Annotated in this window: 16 protein-coding genes and 1 pseudogene; 12 read left to right on the plus strand and 5 right to left on the minus strand. The window is 39.7% G+C overall.

Going from position 1 to position 19,335, the window contains the following annotated elements; translation table 11 throughout:
- The first annotated feature begins 107 nt into the window (after window positions 1-107).
- A pseudogene (locus I6F48_RS19070) lies at window positions 108-857 on the plus strand (alpha/beta hydrolase).
- Window positions 858-913: 56 nt separating this feature from the next.
- Here the strand turns inward: I6F48_RS19070 and I6F48_RS19075 are convergent.
- Window positions 914-2,116, minus strand: coding sequence for a bifunctional alpha/beta hydrolase/OsmC family protein (locus I6F48_RS19075; protein WP_197120084.1), 1,203 nt, complete (start codon window positions 2,114-2,116; stop codon window positions 914-916).
- Window positions 2,117-2,643: 527 nt separating this feature from the next.
- Here I6F48_RS19075 and I6F48_RS19080 point away from each other — a divergent pair.
- On the plus strand, window positions 2,644-3,483 hold the full coding sequence (locus I6F48_RS19080) for an isopenicillin N synthase family dioxygenase (RefSeq protein ID WP_024594124.1): 840 nt from the start codon (window positions 2,644-2,646) through the stop codon (window positions 3,481-3,483).
- Between the two features lie 200 nt (window positions 3,484-3,683).
- Complete coding sequence (locus I6F48_RS19085) at window positions 3,684-5,078, plus strand: DEAD/DEAH box helicase (protein WP_007377987.1); 1,395 nt, start codon at window positions 3,684-3,686, stop codon at window positions 5,076-5,078.
- A 127-nt stretch (window positions 5,079-5,205) separates the two neighbouring features.
- Here I6F48_RS19085 and I6F48_RS19090 read toward each other — a convergent pair whose 3' ends face one another.
- Both I6F48_RS19090 and I6F48_RS19095 read right to left on the minus strand, forming a co-directional pair.
- On the minus strand, window positions 5,206-5,949 hold the full coding sequence (locus I6F48_RS19090; RefSeq protein WP_010555314.1) for a DUF3307 domain-containing protein: 744 nt from the start codon (window positions 5,947-5,949) through the stop codon (window positions 5,206-5,208).
- Complete coding sequence (locus I6F48_RS19095; protein WP_010555313.1) at window positions 5,949-6,572, minus strand: hypothetical protein; 624 nt, start codon at window positions 6,570-6,572, stop codon at window positions 5,949-5,951. Before I6F48_RS19095 ends, I6F48_RS19090 begins: the two co-directional genes overlap by 1 nt.
- Window positions 6,573-6,722: 150 nt before the next feature.
- Here I6F48_RS19095 and I6F48_RS19100 point away from each other — a divergent pair, with 150 nt between their 5' ends.
- The 8 genes from I6F48_RS19100 (at window position 6,723) to I6F48_RS19135 (ending at window position 14,226) form a co-directional block, all read left to right on the plus strand.
- On the plus strand, window positions 6,723-7,226 hold the full coding sequence (locus tag I6F48_RS19100; RefSeq protein ID WP_007586991.1) for a LabA-like NYN domain-containing protein: 504 nt from the start codon (window positions 6,723-6,725) through the stop codon (window positions 7,224-7,226).
- A gap of 174 nt (window positions 7,227-7,400) precedes the next feature.
- Window positions 7,401-8,321, plus strand: coding sequence for an NAD(+) diphosphatase (nudC, locus tag I6F48_RS19105; protein WP_165722920.1), 921 nt, complete (start codon window positions 7,401-7,403; stop codon window positions 8,319-8,321).
- Window positions 8,322-8,330: 9 nt separating this feature from the next.
- Window positions 8,331-9,512: a cystathionine beta-lyase gene (locus I6F48_RS19110; protein ID WP_024608065.1), complete on the plus strand. Its 1,182-nt coding sequence runs from the start codon at window positions 8,331-8,333 to the stop codon at window positions 9,510-9,512.
- 143 nt (window positions 9,513-9,655) lie between these two features.
- Window positions 9,656-10,483, plus strand: a complete 828-nt coding sequence (locus I6F48_RS19115; RefSeq protein ID WP_165729310.1) for an ABC transporter permease — start codon at window positions 9,656-9,658, stop codon at window positions 10,481-10,483.
- Complete coding sequence (locus I6F48_RS19120) at window positions 10,480-11,388, plus strand: ABC transporter ATP-binding protein (protein ID WP_007377980.1); 909 nt, start codon at window positions 10,480-10,482, stop codon at window positions 11,386-11,388. Before I6F48_RS19115 ends, I6F48_RS19120 begins: the two co-directional genes overlap by 4 nt.
- A complete protein-coding gene (locus I6F48_RS19125; RefSeq protein ID WP_007377979.1) occupies window positions 11,388-11,762 on the plus strand; it encodes a PH domain-containing protein in 375 nt (124 codons plus the stop codon). The genes I6F48_RS19120 and I6F48_RS19125 overlap by 1 nt, the downstream gene beginning before the upstream one ends.
- Window positions 11,763-11,961: 199 nt before the next feature.
- A complete protein-coding gene (locus tag I6F48_RS19130; protein WP_002962833.1) occupies window positions 11,962-12,756 on the plus strand; it encodes a putative porin in 795 nt (264 codons plus the stop codon).
- 666 nt (window positions 12,757-13,422) lie between these two features.
- Window positions 13,423-14,226 (plus strand): putative porin, encoded by an 804-nt coding sequence (locus I6F48_RS19135; protein WP_197120085.1) that lies wholly within the window; start codon window positions 13,423-13,425, stop codon window positions 14,224-14,226.
- 67 nt (window positions 14,227-14,293) lie between these two features.
- Here the strand turns inward: I6F48_RS19135 and I6F48_RS19140 are convergent, their stop codons facing one another.
- Entirely contained in the window at window positions 14,294-16,141 is a 1,848-nt protein-coding gene (locus tag I6F48_RS19140; protein WP_197120086.1) for a M2 family metallopeptidase, read from the minus strand.
- Window positions 16,142-16,308: 167 nt separating this feature from the next.
- Here I6F48_RS19140 and I6F48_RS19145 point away from each other — a divergent pair, with 167 nt between their 5' ends.
- The gene (locus I6F48_RS19145; RefSeq protein WP_024591299.1) at window positions 16,309-18,585 is read left to right on the plus strand and encodes an acyl-CoA dehydrogenase; all 2,277 of its coding nucleotides are present in this window, start codon (window positions 16,309-16,311) and stop codon (window positions 18,583-18,585) included.
- A 76-nt stretch (window positions 18,586-18,661) separates the two neighbouring features.
- On the opposite strand, the gene I6F48_RS19150 is transcribed toward I6F48_RS19145, so the two are convergent.
- Complete coding sequence (locus I6F48_RS19150) at window positions 18,662-19,096, minus strand: hypothetical protein (protein ID WP_007587009.1); 435 nt, start codon at window positions 19,094-19,096, stop codon at window positions 18,662-18,664.
- Window positions 19,097-19,335: the final 239 nt, after the last annotated feature.

Raw genomic sequence — 19,335 nt, forward strand, 5'->3', positions numbered from 1 at the left:
TATTAAAACAATGGCGACTATTATCGCATAGTTTGACAATAGAGAATGCAAACCTATAAAGTAAAAGTTATTTTTAATTAAAAACAATAATTTATATAAGTTTAAATATGCAAAAAGCACTTAAAAAGCTTTTTATGTTAAGCGCACTCACCTTAACTACATCAATAATAAGCACTACAAGCTATGCAACCGACGACGTTATAACCGATAAAAGCCGCAATCGCACTATTCCTATCAATATTACATTACCAAGTAACAATGCTAAGTGTACAGAGCAAGCAAAGTGCCCTGTGGCATTTATTAATGCGGGCTACGGTATTAGTCATAACAAGTATACGTTTGCCAGTAATGCGTTTAATCAACGCGGATACTTAACAGTAGCCGTTGCACATGAACTAAAAACCGACCCTTACCTAAACCGTGAACAGCCTTACTTAACCACTCGTATGGAAAACTGGCATCGTGGTGTGGTAACGCTTAAGTTTTTAGTTAATGAGTTATCGAGTAAATACCCAGCGTACGACTTTACAAAACTCGCCTTATTTGGGCATTCAAACGGCGGTGATATTTCGGTATTATACGGCTCTATTTACCCCAATGAAGTAAGCACTATTATTACGATCGATCATCGTCGTATGTTGATCCCTCGTAATAAAAACATTCGCGTGTTTACACTACGTGGTAGTGATTAGCCAGCTGATGCGAATGTGTTGTTAAACGATTCAGAGCTGGATAAGTTTCCTGTTACACAAACACTAATAGAAAAATCTCGTCATAACGATATGTACGATGGCGGGCCAAAATGGCTGGTGGATAGAATGAGTAAAGAAGTAAAAGAATTTTTAGATAGTAAATAGTTAGTTTTGTTAAAGCATAGCGCAGTGTTAGCTGCGCTATATTGCTTGTATGCTAGTTACTTTACCAGTTCACTTACAATAACAGGGTTGTTATGTAGTGTTTTATGCACAGGGCATTTGTCGGCTATTTCGAGCAAACGCTGGCGTTGCTCTTGTGTTAAATCACCGACTAGAGTGATTTTACGGGTAATGGCTTCTAGGTTACCGGTTTGCTCACAATCGTCGCAATCTTTGTTGTAATCGCGAGTGTGATCAAGCTCTACTTTAACATGCTCTAGCGCTAAATCTTTACGTGTAGCGTACATACGTAGTGTCATTGCTGTACAAGCACCAAGCCCCGCTAATAAGTGATGATACGGATCGGGGCCTAAGTTTTTACCGCCTACCTTTATTGGCTCATCTGCAAGCCAAGTATGATCTTTAGTGCTTACGTGCTGAGTAAATACATGGTCTTTTTCTTCAACAAGTACATTGCCACCCGTTAAGCTTGCTGTGTATTTTGTTTTGTCATACTTGACGTAGCGGTTAGCCCACGTTGCAATAATTTCTGCAGCGTAGTCGGCATCGTTTTTATTAGTAAGTAAGTGATCGGCGTTATCTAGGCTAATAAAACTTTTAGGATGCTTAGCTGATGCGTAAATTTTTTCGGCTTCACTAATATTTACCGTCGCATCAATAGGGGAGTGCATTACTAACAATGCGCGCTTAAGTTTACTAATGTGGCTTTTATCGTACTTGGCTATATCGTCTATAAACTGTTTTTTAATGGTAAATTCTCGGCCTGCTAGGCTTACCTTTGCTTCACCGGCTGCGTTAATTTCATCAAGGTGTGCTGCAAAGTTATGGGCTACGTGCTGTGCATCTGACGGCGCGCCAATGGTTGTAATAGCCGATACTTCAGGAATGTGCTCAGCAGCAGCAAGTACCGCAGCGCCGCCTAAACTGTGGCCAATAAGTAATTGCGGCGCTGCAAAATGCTCACGCAGATGATCAGCCGCTGAAACTAAATCTTGAATGTTTGATGAAAAGTTACTGTTAGCAAAGTCGCCATCGCTATTACCTAAACCCGTAAAGTCAAAACGCAGTACGGCTATGCCTTGCTGCGTAAGTGCACGGCTTATACGTGTGGCTGCTGCTATGTCTTTTCCGCATGTGAAGCAGTGTGCAAATAGCGCATAAAACTTTATGTCGCCGGCGGGGCGTTCTAGTTGGCCGGCAAGTTCTAAATCGCCGCTTTTAAAAGATACTTTTTGTCGCATGGGGAGCCTTATTTACACAAATAAAATATATTAGGGCGTGTTGACCGTTGTGGATTGAAATTTGTTCAATCTAGGGGCGATTTAATCGCGGCGCGAGGTTTGTAACCTAGTGGACTAAGTAAAAACCGAGCAACAAAGAGTTAATCGTCCCTAGAAAGAACCCAAAGGGTAGCGCATGTTTGGCATTTATGCTGCGTTATCGCCTATTTATGGGGAACAACCACACATCACAGGCTCTGCCTTGCTTAAATACCAAACAGTCTGCTACAAATTCACCCACCAAAGGTCAGCACGCCCTAGTAGACCATATATAAGTACTAAACCTTGCAAATTCAACGTTTTTTTATAAGTTGATCTTGATCAAGCCTAATGGTGGAAACGTTACTTTGCGGACATATGTCCTTATTTTTTTGAGGTCATTTGTCTATCCTCGCACAGCGCTATAATGAAGGCTTTTCTACTTTATCTTGGCAATTTGCTACTATTAAAGCAGTTCACTTCATACAACCTATTCACTGGAACGTACAATGCAATTACCTACTGTTGATTATAAAGCTCCCGATGCGGCTGCACACTTTGTTGAATCGTTAAGAAATACTGGATTTGGCGTTTTAAAAAACCACCCAATTCCACAGTCTTTAGTTGAATCTATTTACAAAAATTGGCAAGACTTTTTTAACTCAGAGCAAAAGCAGGACTTTTTATTCTCTAAAGAAACTCAAGATGGTTATTTTCCGCCTTCAGTATCTGAAGTAGCGAAAGGCTTTACAATAAAAGACATTAAAGAGTACTTTCATGTGTATCCTAAAGGCCGTGTTCCTGCAGAGCTCGAAGCTGATGTACGTGAATACTACCGTTTAGCGAGTGAATTTGCTGGTACTTTACTAAGCTGGGTTCAGGCTGAAGCGCCAGCTGATGTTCGCGCTAAATTTTCGATTGATTTAAAAGACATGATTGCCGGTTCTGAGCAAACATTGTTACGTATCCTACATTACCCACCAATGACGGGTGATGAAGAGCCAGGTGCTATTCGCGCTGCTGCTCACGGTGATATTAATTTATTAACGGTATTACCAGCTTCTAATGAGCCTGGTTTACAAGTTCAAAAAACAGATGGCGGTTGGTTAGACGTGCCATGTGATTTTGGCAGCTTAATTATTAATATCGGCGACATGCTACAAGAAGCGTCGGGCGGGTATTTCCCATCGACAATTCATCGCGTGATTAACCCAACGGGTAAAGCATCTACTAAATCGCGTATTTCACTACCGTTATTTTTACATCCGCATCCAGATGTTGTGCTTTCAGAGCGCTACACGGCAGATAGCTACTTGCAAGAACGTTTACGCGAGTTAGGTGTTAAGTAACTCTTATACTTAAAGTAATTAAGTATAAATATAAAACGGCCTATGGCCGTTTTTTGCATTTTTAAGCAACTTGATCACCGGTTTAATTTTATTAAGCTATGCTCAATTGCCCGCAACGTAAATAATGGCATGCATTCTTAGCTACTACAGGTATAATGCGCGCAACTGGCTAACGTAGCCTAATTTAAAAGAGAGTTTATATGAGTTTTGAAGGTTTAGGTTTATCACAGTCTTTGGTTAATGCGGTTTTAGAAAAGGGCTATGAAACGCCAACGCCGATTCAGGCTCAAGCAATTCCTGCAATTATTGAACGCCGTGATGTTATGGCAGCAGCGCAAACAGGTACAGGTAAAACAGCGGGTTTTACATTACCACTTATTGAGCGTTTGTCGTCAGGCCCTAAAGCTAAAAGTAACCACGTACGTGCACTTATTTTAACGCCTACACGTGAGCTTGCTTTGCAAGTAAGCGAAAACGTTGAAGAGTACGCTAAGCATTCAGATGTGAGCTCATTTGTAGTTTACGGTGGCGTTAAAATTAACCCACAAATGCAGCGTCTTCGTAAAGGTGTTGATATTTTAGTAGCAACGCCGGGTCGTTTAATCGACTTACATAATCAAAATGCAGTTAAATTTGATAGCGTTGAAGTGCTTGTACTCGATGAAGCTGACCGCATGTTAGACATGGGCTTTATCCACGACATTAAACGCTTAATTGCTAAAATGCCTGCTAAACGTCAAAACTTGATGTTTTCGGCTACATTTTCTGACGAAATTCGTGCATTAGCAAAAGGGTTAATTAATGACCCTGTTGAAATTTCAGTTGCTGCAAAAAATACTACTGCAAAAAGTGTTACTCAGTGTGTTTATGCGGTAGATAAAACACGTAAAACAGCATTGCTAAGCCACTTGATTCGCACTAACGATTGGCAACAAGTATTAGTGTTTAGCCGCACAAAGCACGGTGCTAACCGCTTAGTTAAACAACTAGAGCGCGATGACATTGTAGGCGCGGCTATCCATGGTAATAAATCACAAGGCGCACGTGTTAAAGCACTTGATGGTTTTAAAAGTGGTGAAGTACGCGTACTAGTAGCAACAGACATTGTTGCACGTGGTTTAGACATTGTTGAATTACCGCATGTTGTTAACTACGACTTACCAAATGTATATGAAGATTACGTTCACCGTATTGGCCGTACAGGCCGTGCCGGTGCGTCGGGTCATGCGATTTCGTTTGTAACAACAGAAGATGCTGTTGATTTATACGGTATTGAGCGCTTTATTGGTGAGCTTATCCCACGTGCTGAAGAAGACGGTTTTGAGCCTATTAACCCAGTAGCAGAGCGCGCATTAGATGCTCGCCCACTGCCGTCTAAAAAGCCTAAGAAAAAGCAGCCTTTTAATAAGCCTAAATCTGATAGCAGCAAGCCTAACAGTAAAAAGCCAAATAATGGTGGTAATGGTACCGGCCCACGCCGTGGTGGTTCTAAAAAGCCAGCTGCTAAAACAGATGACAGCGCGCAAAACCCATGGGCAAAGCGTGAATCTGTTGGCGGTAGTGGCCAACGCCGTCGTCGCACAAATAACGATTAATGATCATATTGGCGTTTAATTAATTTAGAACTTGGTTAAAGGCTGATACAAAAAACGCGCTCTCTTCTTTTGAATAAATAGAAGCAGCGCGTTTTTTATTGCCTGTAATTTGTACTTACTGTATTGCCTACCTGATTAAATAGTTAATACCCAAGCCGACAAATAAAGTAACACTTACGCTAAGTAGTGTGCCGAGCATAACGTACTCGGTAAGTTTTTTATCTTTGCTTGCACTTAAATCGCCAAACCTAAATACCGACTTTGCCGCAAGTAAAAAGCCAAGCCCTGCAAATTGGTCAAGCAATATAAAGCTCAGCATAAGTACGCGCTCAAGCATACCTATGCTTTGCCCTGCAAGTGGTAAGCTACCAGTACTTGAAAAGTTACTTGTTAAACGCTCTAACATCATTCTTATAAATACGGCGCTAGGACTTAAAATAATTAAATAACCGCATACCACCCACAGTATTTTGGGATCAGTGAGCATATTATTAATTGCAGCCATAAAGCTATTGTTATCAGTTAGCCAAATACTGAGCGCAATAATAACGAGTATGTGCGCTATTTGATCAAGTAAAAAAGGCACCACGCCTTTATTAGAATACGATTTAGCTATATCAATAAAGTAATGGCTCAACATAATGCTCGCCGTGGCAATTAAAACACTGCTTAGTTGTTGCCACCCGAATGTGTATTCCCACACGGTAATAATGAGTGCACTTGTTACACCATGCACAAGTACATGAAAATAAAGCTTACTGGCTTTAAAGTGACGGGTGTTTCTGTCGTTTACCCAACTCATAGGTTGCCAGTAAAAATCAGCGAGTAAGTGGCCAATAATAAGCGCGACCAGTAAAAGTGAAAACTCCATTATTCACCTCCTTTAATTATATTTTTTATAACGTGTTGTGTGTGCTTAATAAAGCGTTCTATAAGTTGGTAGTGCGCTAAATTTAGTAGTTTTGTTACATTTTCGCGACTTGTTTTAAGCTCTTTAGCCAGTGCCGCGTGGCTGTTGTCTGATGATGTTAAATAGACATACAGGGCATTTGCTTGTTTTTGCGTGATTTTAGTGAGTAATACGTCGGCAAAGGCTAAATTAAGATTTAAGCTTTCATCAAGCTGCTGCTCATTAATATTAAAAACAAAGCGTTGATTACCTATTTTATCAAGGCCTTGCCCCGAAAGGGTAAAAGCAGAACCGGTTGCTGTTTTTATATCGCTGCGTGGGTTATCTATTTGCCCAAGTGCCAAGCTTTGCCGTAGCTCATAACCTGACGATTTAAGGTGTAAATATACAAGTATGGCATTTTTAAAAAGGAGCTCAGGATTATTAACTTGTAACTGAAAGGCATCGCCTCGGTATATATTCCAAAGTGTTTGCTCCCCCGAAATGTTTCGCAAACTTTGCTCTAGTTGATAAAGCATGGCATCGTATTGCTGCTTAGGGATTGTTTGCGATTTAATAATATCGCCGCTGATCACACCAATCATAAAAATCTCAAAATGGTTACTTTTTAATATGTAACCAATATTGGTTACATAAGGGTATGTAACTAATTTAGGTTACTTAAATATAAATTGCAAGGTACACTTATTTTATAACGTTACTTTTATTGCTATTAATCCTCACTAGGACACTAAATGACTTTACAAAACGAGCAGCAAAGCACGAAACCACGCGTAGGTATTTTTGTTGATGTGCAAAATATTTATTACACGTGCCGCGAGAGTTACGGAAAAAACTTTGACTACAATGCGTTTTGGCGGGTAATGCAGGCGCAATACAATATTGAGTGTGCTTTTGCGTACGCTATTTATCGAGGTGATGAAAAGCAAAATCAGTTTCAAAATATTTTGCGTGCGATTGGTTTTGACGTAAAGCTAAAGCCATTTATTCAACGCCGTGATGGAAGTGCTAAAGGCGATTGGGATGTAGGTATAACAATAGACATGTTAGAGCAGGGTAAAAGCCTTGATAAGGTTATTTTGCTCTCTGGCGATGGTGACTTTGCTTTGTTACTTGGGCATTTAAAAAATCAATATAATGTACCGTGCGATGTATACGGTGCTGACCGGTTAACCGCTGAGGTATTAAAACAAAGCGCAGAGCAATTTCATTTAATTGATAATACTTTGCTACTTTAACAGTAAAAAATAGTTAAAAAAGTGCAAGCTAAGTGCCTGCAACATGAGAGTTTTTAATACAAAGCCGTAATAGATGAATTAAGCCTTATATAGGCTTTTTTTATTACTGTAATCAATTGGGTTTGCTAAATGATTATGGTAATTTTAAAGCATAACGAGTTACCAAGGACTTACATGCTTCATTATAGCAACATGCCACTAGACAGAGGCTCAAATTTTCGTAAAGACCCATCGTGGCTTAAAGCGCAAATGTCGGCGCAAAGTAAATGGGTTTTAGTTAAAAATAATCAAACCCTATTTATTAAAGATACCCCTAAAGTAAGCTATTTAACGTATCAACAAGTGGCGCATTTAGATTTAACGAGTGCTATTTTTGTTGGTTTAAATAATGCTAAACATGGTGTGTTTGCATTGGATGTATCTGATCTGGATGAAAGCGTACTTACGCCTTTAATAGAGGGCGCTCAATTTTTTGATATTCGCCAATATGGGCCTCAAGTAACCATTAAATATGCCTCAATAGCCGCCCTTGCGAGAGGGTTATGTTATTGGCATGCCACGCACCGTTTTTGTGGGCGCTGCGGTAGTAAAAACCGTTCAGTGGAAGCAGGGCATTCTCGTGTATGTGAAAACGAAAACTGTAAGCATCCTACATTCCCGCGTACCGATCCTGCGGTAATTATGGTCGTTACTAAAGTCTTTGCTGACGGAGTAGAACGCTGTTTATTAGGTCGCCAAGCCGCGTGGCCTATTGGTATGTATTCGTCGCTTGCTGGATTTGTTGACCCAGGTGAAACACTAGAACAAGCGGTTGCGCGTGAAGTTAAAGAAGAGGCAGGTATAGAGGTTGATAACGTACGTTATGTTGCATCTCAGCCATGGCCGTTCCCATCGTCCATTATGCTTGGTTTTTTTGCAGAGGCGACATCTGAGGAAATTAACGTAGATAAAGAAGAGCTAGACGATGCAAAATGGTTTAGTCGTGAAGACTTAGAGCAATTTGGTAATTGGCACGAAGAAGGGGAGCATTTAAAGCTGCCTAGAACCGACTCTATCTCTCGTTATTTAATTGAGCATTGGCGCACAAACCCTTAAGGATTAACAATGTCGAGTAAAAGTAATAAAAACACTCAGCTGGTATCATCAGGGCGCAAAAAAGCCTATACACATGGCGTAGTAAATCCCGTTGTACAGCGTGCATCTACCATTGTATTTGATACTGTAGCAGATTTAAAAGAAGCTGCTAAAACCCGTGGCGATAAAACGTTATTTTATGGGCGCCGGGGAACAACAACACACTTTGCGCTACAAGAAGCGATTACAGAACTTGAAGGCGGCGAAGGGTGTGCACTATACCCTTGTGGCGCGGCGGCGATTAGCCAAGTATTTTTATCGTTTTTAAAAACCGGTGATCATATTTTAATGGTTGATAACGTGTACGAACCAACTCGCGATTTTTGCGATAAAATTTTAGTGGGGCTGGGCATTACAACAACCTACTACCCGCCAACCATTGGCGCAGGCATTAAAGACTACATTCAGCCAAATACCAAAGTATTGTTTTTAGAATCTCCAGGTTCTATTACGATGGAAGTGCAAGATGTGCCTGCTATGGTAAAAGTAGCCAATGAGCATAGCGTAATGACCATACTTGATAATACCTACGGCAACGGTTTGCATTATCGTCCGCTAGAGCACGGTGTTGATATTAGTATTCAGGCTGCAACGAAGTATATTGTCGGCCATTCAGACGTGATGATGGGTGTGGCTGTTGCTAATAAAAAGTACTGGCCAACCTTGCGCGAAAACTCGTACTTACTAGGGCAATGTACCAGTGCCGATGATGCGTATTTAGCGCTTAGAGGCCTGCGTACAATGGGTGTGCGTTTGAATCAACATGAAAAAGCAGCAATAGAAGTAGCTAAATGGCTTGAACAACATGAGCTTGTTGATCATATTCGCCACCCTGCATTTGAAACCTGCCCAGGGCATGAGTTTTTTAAACGTGATTTTGATGGCAGTAATGGGTTGTTTTCATTTGTGATGAAAACCGGTAATCAAAAAGCGATTGATGCATTTTTAGATAGCCTTGAGCATATTAAAATGGGCTTTTCGTGGGGCGGTTTTGAAAGTTTAGTAACGGCTAATTTAACTATGAAAGGGCTGCGTTCAAATACAGGTTGGGATTTAGGCCCGGTTATTCGCCTGCATATTGGCCTTGAAGATGTTGAAGATTTAATTAGCGATTTAAGCCAAGCACTTGAGGTTTATAAGCAGCATTTATAATTTATATCGCAATTTATGCTGTTACATTTAAATGTATTGTTACAAAGCTCACTATAGGTGAGCTTTTTTTTGCTGGTAATTCAAGGTGTTTACACTTAGTGTGGATAAATACACAGAAAATAAAAAGTCATTAAGGATAGTCAATGGCAACACCATTACCGATAAACGTAGGGCGATTAACGCAAATAGCGGGATTTGAGCTTGTACGTATGTTTTTAACTAAACGTGGACTTATTGCATTAGCTGCCTTTGCATTGGTGTGGCTAATAATACTGCGCTACCCAATAGGGCAGGCAGTAGGCATTGTAAGTGCGCCCGATTTTGAGCAAATAGCCCGTGATATATCAGGTTCTATTGGTTTAAGTAAATTATTGGATTGGCCTGAGGCCGAATTTGCTATGTACTGGTTAATAGCCCTGTATAGCTTTCCCGTTTTTGGTTTATTTATTTGTAGCGACCAAACGGTAGGCGATAGAGAGCGCGGCACACTAAGGTTTTTATCACTGCGCTCCACTCGCTTTGAAATACTGTTTGGTCGTTTTTTAGGGCAATTAGCGGTATTAGCCTGCTTAGTGGGCATTACTCTTGTGGCTACGCTTGCTGTACTAGGGTTTAGAGATCCAAGTTTACTGGCTGGTGGTTTTGCCCGTGCGCTTTCTATATTTTTAATATTAGTGATTACTCTGTGTCCATTTGTAGCACTTATGACGTTAATAAATACCTTTGCTCGCTCATCGCGTTTATCTATTGTATTGGCAATTTTATATTTTGCAGCAGGCGGTATTGTAGTTGGTATATTGCAATGGCAAATACCCGCATTAGGCTTGCTTGATTATTTATTTCCGGGTGTGCAAATAGAGTTATTAGCGGGGCAAAATTTACCATTATTAAGCGCTGTGGCTATTCCCCTTGTGCAAACTGCGGTGTTACTAAGCGTTGCTCAATGTATTTTTGCAAGGAGCTCACTATGAGACCATTAATTACAGCCAGCGGTTTGAGTAAATCGTATGGTGCAAAACTTGCGCTTAATAATGTGGACTTTGAGATTAATAAAGGCGCGCCAGTGGCGCTTGTTGGGCCAAATGGTGCGGGTAAAACCACCTTATTTAGTTTGTTGTGCGGCTATATAGCGCCAAGTAAAGGCAGCCTTGAAATATTAGGGCATAAGCCAGGGAGCGCTGCTTTATTTAATAAAGTAAGTGCATTACCGCAAGACGCACAACTTGACCCTCGTTTTAATATAGATAAGCAACTCGCCTTTTATGCAAAACTGCAAGGTATGGGCGCTAAGCAAAGCCAAACTGAGGCGCTACGTGTACTTGACTTGGTTGGCTTAAAAGAAATTGCAAAGCAGCGTGCAGGGGATTTATCGCACGGTATGCGCAAGCGCGTTACGATAGCGCAAGCACTTATTGGCGCGCCACAAATTGTAATGCTTGATGAAGCAACCGCAGGGCTTGATCCGATTCATGCCAGAGAAGTACGCGAGCTAGTATCTGAATTAAGTGAACAGGCTACGTTTATTTTAAGCTCTCACGATTTAACTGAGCTTGAACGACTATGCTCACAGGTGCTTCATTTAGATAAAGGCGTACTAAGCGAGCATCAAACAAAAACAAATAATACTGATAAACACTTTTATACATTAATGCTAAGCGAAGCTTATCAAAATGTTGAGCAACAGCTTCAAGCAATTGCAGGGGTGAGCCGAGTGTATATGAGCCAGCATAAAGAATATGTTGTTGAGTATCAACCAACGAGCGATCCACTTGATATTGCACTACTGAATTTTTGTCATCAACAACACTGGCAGTACAGGCAGTTAGTTAATGGTCACACATTAGAGAATCAAATATTTAAACAGGAGAAAGTATAATGGGTTTACTTAGCGGACTTATGGGTAATGCAAGCGAAGTTGACGATTCTGATTTAGAGAAAATCCTCGCCAATACATTAATTGACGGCGAGCAAGTGGAAAAGGCATATAAAGTAGTACGTGATATGTTTATTTTTACTAATAAGCGCTTAATCTTAATTGATAAGCAAGGTATGACCGGCTCTAAAATGGAAATGGTGAGTATTGCTTACTCTAAAATTACCAAGTTTAGTAAAGAAAGTGCAGGCCATTTTGACTTAGATGCCGAGCTAAAAATATGGGTTGGCTCAGATCCAACACCAATTAGTAAAGAGTTTAAGTCTGGCGATAATATTAACGATGTTTATCGTATTATTAGCCAACACGCGCTTTAATACGGTACATGTTTTAAGTAGTTGTTGACTAGATGTTGCAACTACTTTAATTTTACAGTTTACAACACTTCCTTACAATTAACTTAATAAATACAACTGGTTAGTTAAGTTTTCATTCAGTTTCCTAACGTTAGCATGTGCCTCGACTTTAGCAATACAGCTAGAGCATAAAAAGCAATGTACATAGGGAAGTCTTACAATGAAAAAATTAGCAGTTATTATTTCGAGCATTTTATTATCTAGCACTGCGGCTGCTGCAGACAGCTATAATTCAATTAGTAACCTAAGCTATAAAAATAGCGATAACAACGACACCGTTGCTGTAGATTCTATTTACTACTTATCTCCTAAAAAAACGTTAGGTCCGTACGATCAGTTTGAATACATCAATAAACAAACTAACGTATATGGTGGCTACGCTGATGACGACTTTGGCGATTTAACATCAGTTGGTGGTGAATACTTCATTAATGAATTTGTTGTTGGCGCATCTTACGAAAACCTAGACCCAGATTCAGGTTCTAACAGTGAGCTTTATAAACTGACGGGTGGTTACTTTTTCAACCCTGATTTACTTGCAAAAGTAACACTAGTTGAAAACAAAGACGGCGATGATTACGCATTATTTGATTTAGCTTACAACTACATGCTAAACAGCACTGATTACGTAGGTGTTACACTTACATCAGACGACGATTTTGATTACCGTGCAGTAGCTGCTAAATACTTTATTGATTTACAGCAAGGTAACTACCTTACTTTTGAAGGTAAATACGAAAGCATTGATGATGCAGAAAACCAATGGGTAGCAGAAACTAACTACTACTTCTCAAAAGCAACATCTGTATTTGCTAACTACAATAAGCAAGATACTTATAGCTTTGGTGCTCAACACTTCATCAATAAAAATATTGGTGTAAAGGTGGGTTACGAAAACAACGCTGATGATTCTGATAACGATGCGTACTTTGCTAACATGCGTTTTCAGTTTTAATTAAGTCCCGTACTTAGTTAATACAAAAGTAATATTAAAAAGCCCGCTAAATTTAGCGGGCTTTGTCGTTTTTAAACGTTTGAGCTTTTAACTATAAACTTTTACCAGTCATAATTACGGCCTTTATTATGCTCATCTAAATAACTCCTTTGAGTTATAAATAGAGTCGCCATGAATGGCTAAATTGTTATTAAAGTCATTAAGTGCGGTCGATGATAATAGCTATAAAATAGTAAGTATTGGAGTTGTTTTTGCTAGTAAACAATGGTTATTGGAAAAAAACAGATAAAAATATGCACTGATACAAACCTATTTTTCATTATAAATACAGAAATAATGAATTAAACAGAGTAATTTTTTTGAGAAATTAAAAAAATTTAGTGAGAGGAAATTATATTGATGAGGTTTATCGAATAATTAAGTTGTGTTCAATTTAGCGACAGTTTGTACCGTATTTGTTACTTTTTAAATTTAAATGATGACATGATATTGTCTTGTAGATTTGGAAGATACTTTGTATTTACATTTACGTATAAATTATTACAACTCCACTGGGTTTAATCTGACCTTTTATTCAGTTTTTGTTCATTTTTTTGGCGTTAGGATGCGCCCCGACTTTGGCTAGACAGCTGAGGCATAAAAAGTAATATTTATAGGGAATTTAAAATGAAAAAATTAGCCGTTATCATTTCGAGCATTTTATTATCAAGTGCTGCAACCACTGCAATAGCTGCAGATACTTACCAATCAATCAGCCATGTAGGATATGTGGACGTAGATGGTGATGACACAGTAAGTGTTGACTCAACATATTATTTTTCTCCAAAAGCGACTTTAGGTCCTTATGATCAATTTGAATACATCAATAAGCAAACAAATGTTTATGGTGCATACAGTGATAATGATCTTGGAGATGTTACTAGCGTTGGCGGTGAGTATTTTGTAGAAGATTTTGTATTAGGTGCACAGTACAATAATTTCGATAGTGATTTTGGCTCAAGCACGGATGTAATTGAACTTTCAGCGGGTTACTTCTTTAATCCAAACCTTGTATTAAAAGCTACGTTTGTTGATGTAGAAGATGCTGAGAATCAGTTTGTGTTTGACCTAGCATATAACCACGAATTAAACAGCACTGATTATATCGGTTTCACAGTAACAGCAGATGATGAGTTTGATTACCGTGCAGTAGCAGCTAAGTACTTTGTTGATTTACAGCAAGGTAACTACTTGACTGTTGAAGGTAAATTTGAAGATGTTGATGGTGGTTCAAGTAACTGGGAATTAGCATCTAACTACTATTTCAGCAAAGCAACATCGGTTTTTGTTACAGTTAATAAAAATGATGATTACACTCTTGGTGCTCAACACTTTTTCAACAACAATGTTGGTTTAAAAGCAGGTTACGGCAATAACTGGGATGATTCTGATTATGATGCCTACTTTGCAAATGTAAGCTTACAGTTCTAATTTAACAGAAAATTAGAATATGAATAAAAAGCCCGCTCATTTGAGCGGGCTTTTTATTCAGCGCTATTTACCAGCCGCAGTTGCGGCCTTCGTTTTGTTTATCTAAATAAGTTTGTAATGGTGCAAAGTAATCGAGCATTGCTGTTGCATCCATTTGCGGCTTACCTGTTACAGTTTCAAGCGCCTCTTGCCAAGGGCGAGACGAACCCATTTCAAGCATAGCGTTTAGCTTATCCCCTGCTTCTTTTGAGTTATAAATAGAGCAGCGATGAATGGCTTTATCGTTACCGGCAATTTCACATAAGCTGCGATGAAACTCAAATTGTAAAATATGCGCTAAAAAGTAACGAGTATAAGGCGTGTTACCCGGAACGTGGTACTTAGCACCCGGATCAAAGTCATTTTCGCTACGTGCGATAGGAGCTTGCACTCCTTGGTATTTTTCACGTAGTTCCCACCATGCTTTATTGTAATTTTCCGGTGCTACTTCACCTGAAAATACCTGCCAGCGCCACTGATCAACCATTAAGCTAAACGGCACAAAGGCGACTTTATCAAGTGCCATTTTCATTAATAAACCAATATCTTTAGATTCATCAGGTACTTGTTCAAGTAAGCCGATTTCTTTTAAGTAACCTGGTGTAACGGATAAGGCAATGGTGTCACCAATGGCTTCATGAAAACCATCGTTTGCACTTTCTTGATAAAATAAAGGCTGCTTGTTGTATGCGCGTTGATAAAAGTTATGACCTAATTCATGGTGAATAACTGAAAACTCTTCGCCTGTGCGCTGAATACACATTTTAATGCGTAAATCGTCTTTGCTATCGATATTCCATGCTGAAGCATGACACTGCACATCTCTGTCTTTTGGTTTTACAAACAGTGAACGCTCGTAAAATGTCTCTGGTAGTGCGTCAAAACCCATTGAGGTAAAAAAGTTTTCAGCCCCTTTTACCATTTTAAGTTCGTCGTAATTATTTTGAGCTAATAACTCGGTTACGTCGTAACCCGGATCGGCGTTTTCTGGTGCAACTACATCGTAAATATTACCCCATGCTTGCGCCCACATATTACCAAGTAAGTGCGCTGGTATTGGCTGATCTTGAGGTACTTTGTCGGTGCCGTACTTTTCACCTAACTTTGCGCGAACATGGCAGTGTAGCGAGTTATACAGTGGTTTAACTTGGCCCCAAATACGGTCAAGCTCAGTGGTGAAGTCATCAGCAGGCATATCGTATTTACTGCGCCACATAGCGCCCGTATCGGCATAACCAAGCTCCTTTGCACCTTCGTTGGTAAGTGCTACTTGTTGCTCGTAAAGTGGGCGCATGGGTTTTGATATTTCACGCCAGCCTTGCCATAAATCAAGTAGTTCGTTGTAATCTCGGCTGGTGGCCATTTTTAAAGTCATGTCGCCAAGGCTTAAACAGGTGCCGTCTTCTTTACAGTATTTACCTTTACCATATAGCCCGCCAAGCTCTGCGACAATTTGTGAAAGCTTCGCTGTTTTATCAGCGTCTTGTGGGGCTGGAAGTGTAAGTGCTAGTTTTAGTTTATCAAGCTTACGGCGAGCATCGTAATCAAGCTCTAGTTCGTCGTATTTTGCAGCTTCATTTGCTAAACGCACGACTGTTTCTGTCATTTTACGGTTAACTTCAGCCGATAGAGCCGACGTATCATGAGTAATAAAGTTTGCGTAAATCCACTCTGCACGGCTCGATTCTAAATAAAGTGCGCTTAGTTCTTTTTCTGTGTTTGTTATAAATGTTTTTGCATCTTTAGCTGTTACAGCTTTTTTAGTGTGTGCTGAATCGGTAGTGTCTATAGTTACTTGCGCATCGCAGGCCGTTAAAGCAAGAGTACTTGCTACCATTAAGGCGCTCATACTTAGTTTAAATCGAAAGGGGGTCATGCTATTCCTTTAATTTATTGTTATTAAAACGTTGATAATAGCAGTGATGTTTAAAACAATAAAATGAATGCGTTAAGGCTCTCGACTCGTCGTGCAATGATTGTATTTAAATTAAGATGGGTCATAATTAAGTTACTATTTTCATTCAATGTGTAAGGAATGTGCGCATGTTAATATTTATAATATTGCTGGTCGTGGTGGTGGTTATTTTTGCGGTTAAAGATATTCGCCTAAACTTGATTAGTCGTCCTACGTTTAAAATGTTCAAAAAGGTGCTTCCGCCATTATCGCAAACAGAGCGAGAGGCGATGGAAGCAGGTGATGTTTGGTGGGATGGTGAGTTATTTAGTGGTAACCCAGACTGGCAAAAACTGCACCGCTTTCCTAAACCAGAGCTTAGCGATAAAGAAAACGCATTTATGGCTAACCAAGTAGAAACCTTATTGGCGATGCTTGATGATTATCAAATTGTACAAAAAGACAAAGACTTACCAAAAGAAGTGTGGGATTACCTAAAAACAGAAGGTTTTTTTGCGCTGATCATTCCTGAAAAATTTGGCGGTCGTGAGTTCTCGGCAATTGCTAATTCAACGATAGTATCAAAAATTTCGACTAAAAGCTTAACAGCCGCAGTCACTGTTATGGTGCCTAATAGCTTAGGTCCGGGCGAGTTACTTCTTCACTATGGTACTAAAGAGCAGCAAGATCGTTGGCTGCCAAGTTTAGCTAATGGTACAGATGTTCCTTGTTTTGCATTAACGGGACCTGAGGCGGGCTCTGATGCTGGCAGTATTCCTGATTCAGGCGTGGTGTGTATGGGTGAGCATAATGGCGAGAAAGTAATGGGCCTGCGTTTAAATTGGTCAAAGCGTTACATTACACTTGCACCCGTGGCTACTGTACTCGGCTTAGCATTTAAAATGTATGACCCTGATGCTTTATTAGGTGATAAGAAAGAGCTAGGCATTACATGTGCTCTAATACCAACCGATCATCCGGGTGTCGAAACGGGTGAGCGTCATTATCCGCTTAATATGGCCTTTATGAATGGTACCACTTACGGTAAAGATGTATTTATACCACTGGACTGGATCATTGGTGGTCAAGAGTGTGCAGGGCGTGGCTGGAGAATGCTTGTTGAGTGTTTAAGTGCAGGGCGTGGTATATCACTACCAGCATTGAGTGCAGCAACTGGACATTTAGCTTCAAAAATGACATCGGCATATGCCATGGTACGCCAGCAGTTTGGTGTATCTATAGGGCAATTTGAAGGCGTGCAAGAGGCACTTGCGCGTATTGGTGGTTTAACTTACACACTTGAGTCATGCAGATTAATGACCGCAGGTGCGATTGATTTAAAATTAAGCCCGTCGGTTGTAACAGCGATTGCTAAATACCATATGACTGAAATGGGTCGTACGGTAATGAATGATGCAATGGATATTCATTCAGGTAAAGGAATTCAAGTAGGGCCTAATAACTATTTGGCGCATGGCTATATGGGTATTCCAGTATCAATTACGGTTGAAGGCGCGAATATTTTAACGCGTAACTTAATGATATTTGGCCAAGGTGCAACACGCTGTCATCCATTTGTTTTAAAAGAAATGGAAGCCGCTGCAATGGAAGATGACGACGCAGCACTCGAACAATTTGATGGTTTACTAATGAACCATATAATATTTGCAGCAAGTAATGCAGGTATGGCATTTGTGCATGGCTTAACACGTAGTTATTTTGCTAAAGCGCCTGTAGGTGGTGAAACGGCTGTTTATTATAAGCAACTGAGCAGAATGAGCCGAGGCTTAGCTATTTGCACAGACGTGGCTATGTTAATGCTTGGCGGTGAGCTTAAACGAAAAGAAATGATATCGGCACGTTTGGGTGATGTATTAAGTCATTTGTACTTAGCATCAACTGTTTTAAAACGTTATGAAGACGAAGGGCGCCAACAAGCTGATTTACCATTTGTAAAATATGCTATTGAGAACTCATTATTTGAAATTGGCCAAGCGTTTAATGGCTTCTTTAAAAACTTTTCAAATCCGGTTGTTAATTTTACCCTTAAACGTATCGTGTTCCCGCTTGGAAACCATTACCACAGACCAAGTGATGAAATAGCACAAAGTATTTGCGAGCGTATGACTCAACCTGGTGTATTTAGAAACCGCTTAACGCATTTATGTTATGTAGATGAAAATGCAGGTACAGGGGTCATGGAAAGCGCATTTTTAGCTATGCATGATATGCAAGCGCAGTTTAAAGACTTAAAACAATGGCAGCGTAAGGGCAGTGTGCCTGCAACGCTTGATATTGAAGGTGCTATAAATTATGCGCTTGAAAATAAGTTATTAGAGCAAACTGATGCAGATGCAATGCATCACGCTAATAAGTTACGAAAGAAAGCCATCGCAGTTGATAATTTTCAACCAGGTGAGCTGTAGCGCAGTACTTTAAATACTAACTAAAGCGAAAAAGGCCTTACAAATGTAAGGCCTTTTTATGTTTAATTCATTTATTTTAACGAGCGTAAGGGTCGGCAACTATTTTATCTATGTACCATTTGCCCTTTTTACGAAGCATTTTTACACTGCGCATTTCGTCAATTTTATCACCATTTAAATAGCCGGTAAAAATAAGGTTTATTTTGGCGTTATCACCGTATTGTTCACGGATGCTCATATTGGTCATATCAACTTCAATGGTTACTTCATCATATTGCATATTTACTAAGTTACGGGAAAACTGTTTTGCAGTGCCGTAGGATTTCATGATGCGCGTAAGATTGGGTGTTGCCATGGTGCTGGCTTTTTGAAGGTCTTGTTGGTTATAAAGCGCATCAAAATAAGCGGTTGCTGTATCGCCAGGAGTGTCGCCAAGTGTTTTGGTATCGTCTCCACAGGCTGATAAAAATAAACAGATAACCAAACTTAATAAACTCGTGATTTTTTTCATATTAGTTATTATTAATTAGTTTTTTTAAAGTGTGTGGTTTATCTAGGAAGATGTAAAGGTATGGGGGGCAATAAATAGAAAATTGGATAATAAATAATAAAAAAGGATGCCTAAAGCATAATGCCGATCAGTTAAGAAAATGACCGGTTGACCGATCCAAACGATCATGCAAAATCCGTAGTTAGGAAACTAACTACGGATTTTTTTGTGAATATAGAACAAGCACTGCAAGCAACACT

It is taken from the genome of Pseudoalteromonas sp. SWYJ118, from assembly GCF_015864505.1.
Taxonomy (GTDB): Bacteria; Pseudomonadota; Gammaproteobacteria; order Enterobacterales; family Alteromonadaceae; genus Pseudoalteromonas; species Pseudoalteromonas arctica.

Coding starts and splice junctions, on each gene's coding strand:
- I6F48_RS19075 (WP_197120084.1), bottom strand. CDS start 2,116: ATGCGACAAAAAGTATCTTTTAAAAGCGGCGATTTAGAACTTGCCGGC.
- I6F48_RS19080 (WP_024594124.1), top strand. CDS start 2,644: ATGCAATTACCTACTGTTGATTATAAAGCTCCCGATGCGGCTGCACAC.
- I6F48_RS19085 (WP_007377987.1), top strand. CDS start 3,684: ATGAGTTTTGAAGGTTTAGGTTTATCACAGTCTTTGGTTAATGCGGTT.
- I6F48_RS19090 (WP_010555314.1), bottom strand. CDS start 5,949: ATGGAGTTTTCACTTTTACTGGTCGCGCTTATTATTGGCCACTTACTC.
- I6F48_RS19095 (WP_010555313.1), bottom strand. CDS start 6,572: ATGATTGGTGTGATCAGCGGCGATATTATTAAATCGCAAACAATCCCT.
- I6F48_RS19100 (WP_007586991.1), top strand. CDS start 6,723: ATGACTTTACAAAACGAGCAGCAAAGCACGAAACCACGCGTAGGTATT.
- nudC (WP_165722920.1), top strand. CDS start 7,401: ATGCTTCATTATAGCAACATGCCACTAGACAGAGGCTCAAATTTTCGT.
- I6F48_RS19110 (WP_024608065.1), top strand. CDS start 8,331: ATGTCGAGTAAAAGTAATAAAAACACTCAGCTGGTATCATCAGGGCGC.
- I6F48_RS19115 (WP_165729310.1), top strand. CDS start 9,656: ATGGCAACACCATTACCGATAAACGTAGGGCGATTAACGCAAATAGCG.
- I6F48_RS19120 (WP_007377980.1), top strand. CDS start 10,480: ATGAGACCATTAATTACAGCCAGCGGTTTGAGTAAATCGTATGGTGCA.
- I6F48_RS19125 (WP_007377979.1), top strand. CDS start 11,388: ATGGGTTTACTTAGCGGACTTATGGGTAATGCAAGCGAAGTTGACGAT.
- I6F48_RS19130 (WP_002962833.1), top strand. CDS start 11,962: ATGAAAAAATTAGCAGTTATTATTTCGAGCATTTTATTATCTAGCACT.
- I6F48_RS19135 (WP_197120085.1), top strand. CDS start 13,423: ATGAAAAAATTAGCCGTTATCATTTCGAGCATTTTATTATCAAGTGCT.
- I6F48_RS19140 (WP_197120086.1), bottom strand. CDS start 16,141: ATGACCCCCTTTCGATTTAAACTAAGTATGAGCGCCTTAATGGTAGCA.
- I6F48_RS19145 (WP_024591299.1), top strand. CDS start 16,309: ATGTTAATATTTATAATATTGCTGGTCGTGGTGGTGGTTATTTTTGCG.
- I6F48_RS19150 (WP_007587009.1), bottom strand. CDS start 19,096: ATGAAAAAAATCACGAGTTTATTAAGTTTGGTTATCTGTTTATTTTTA.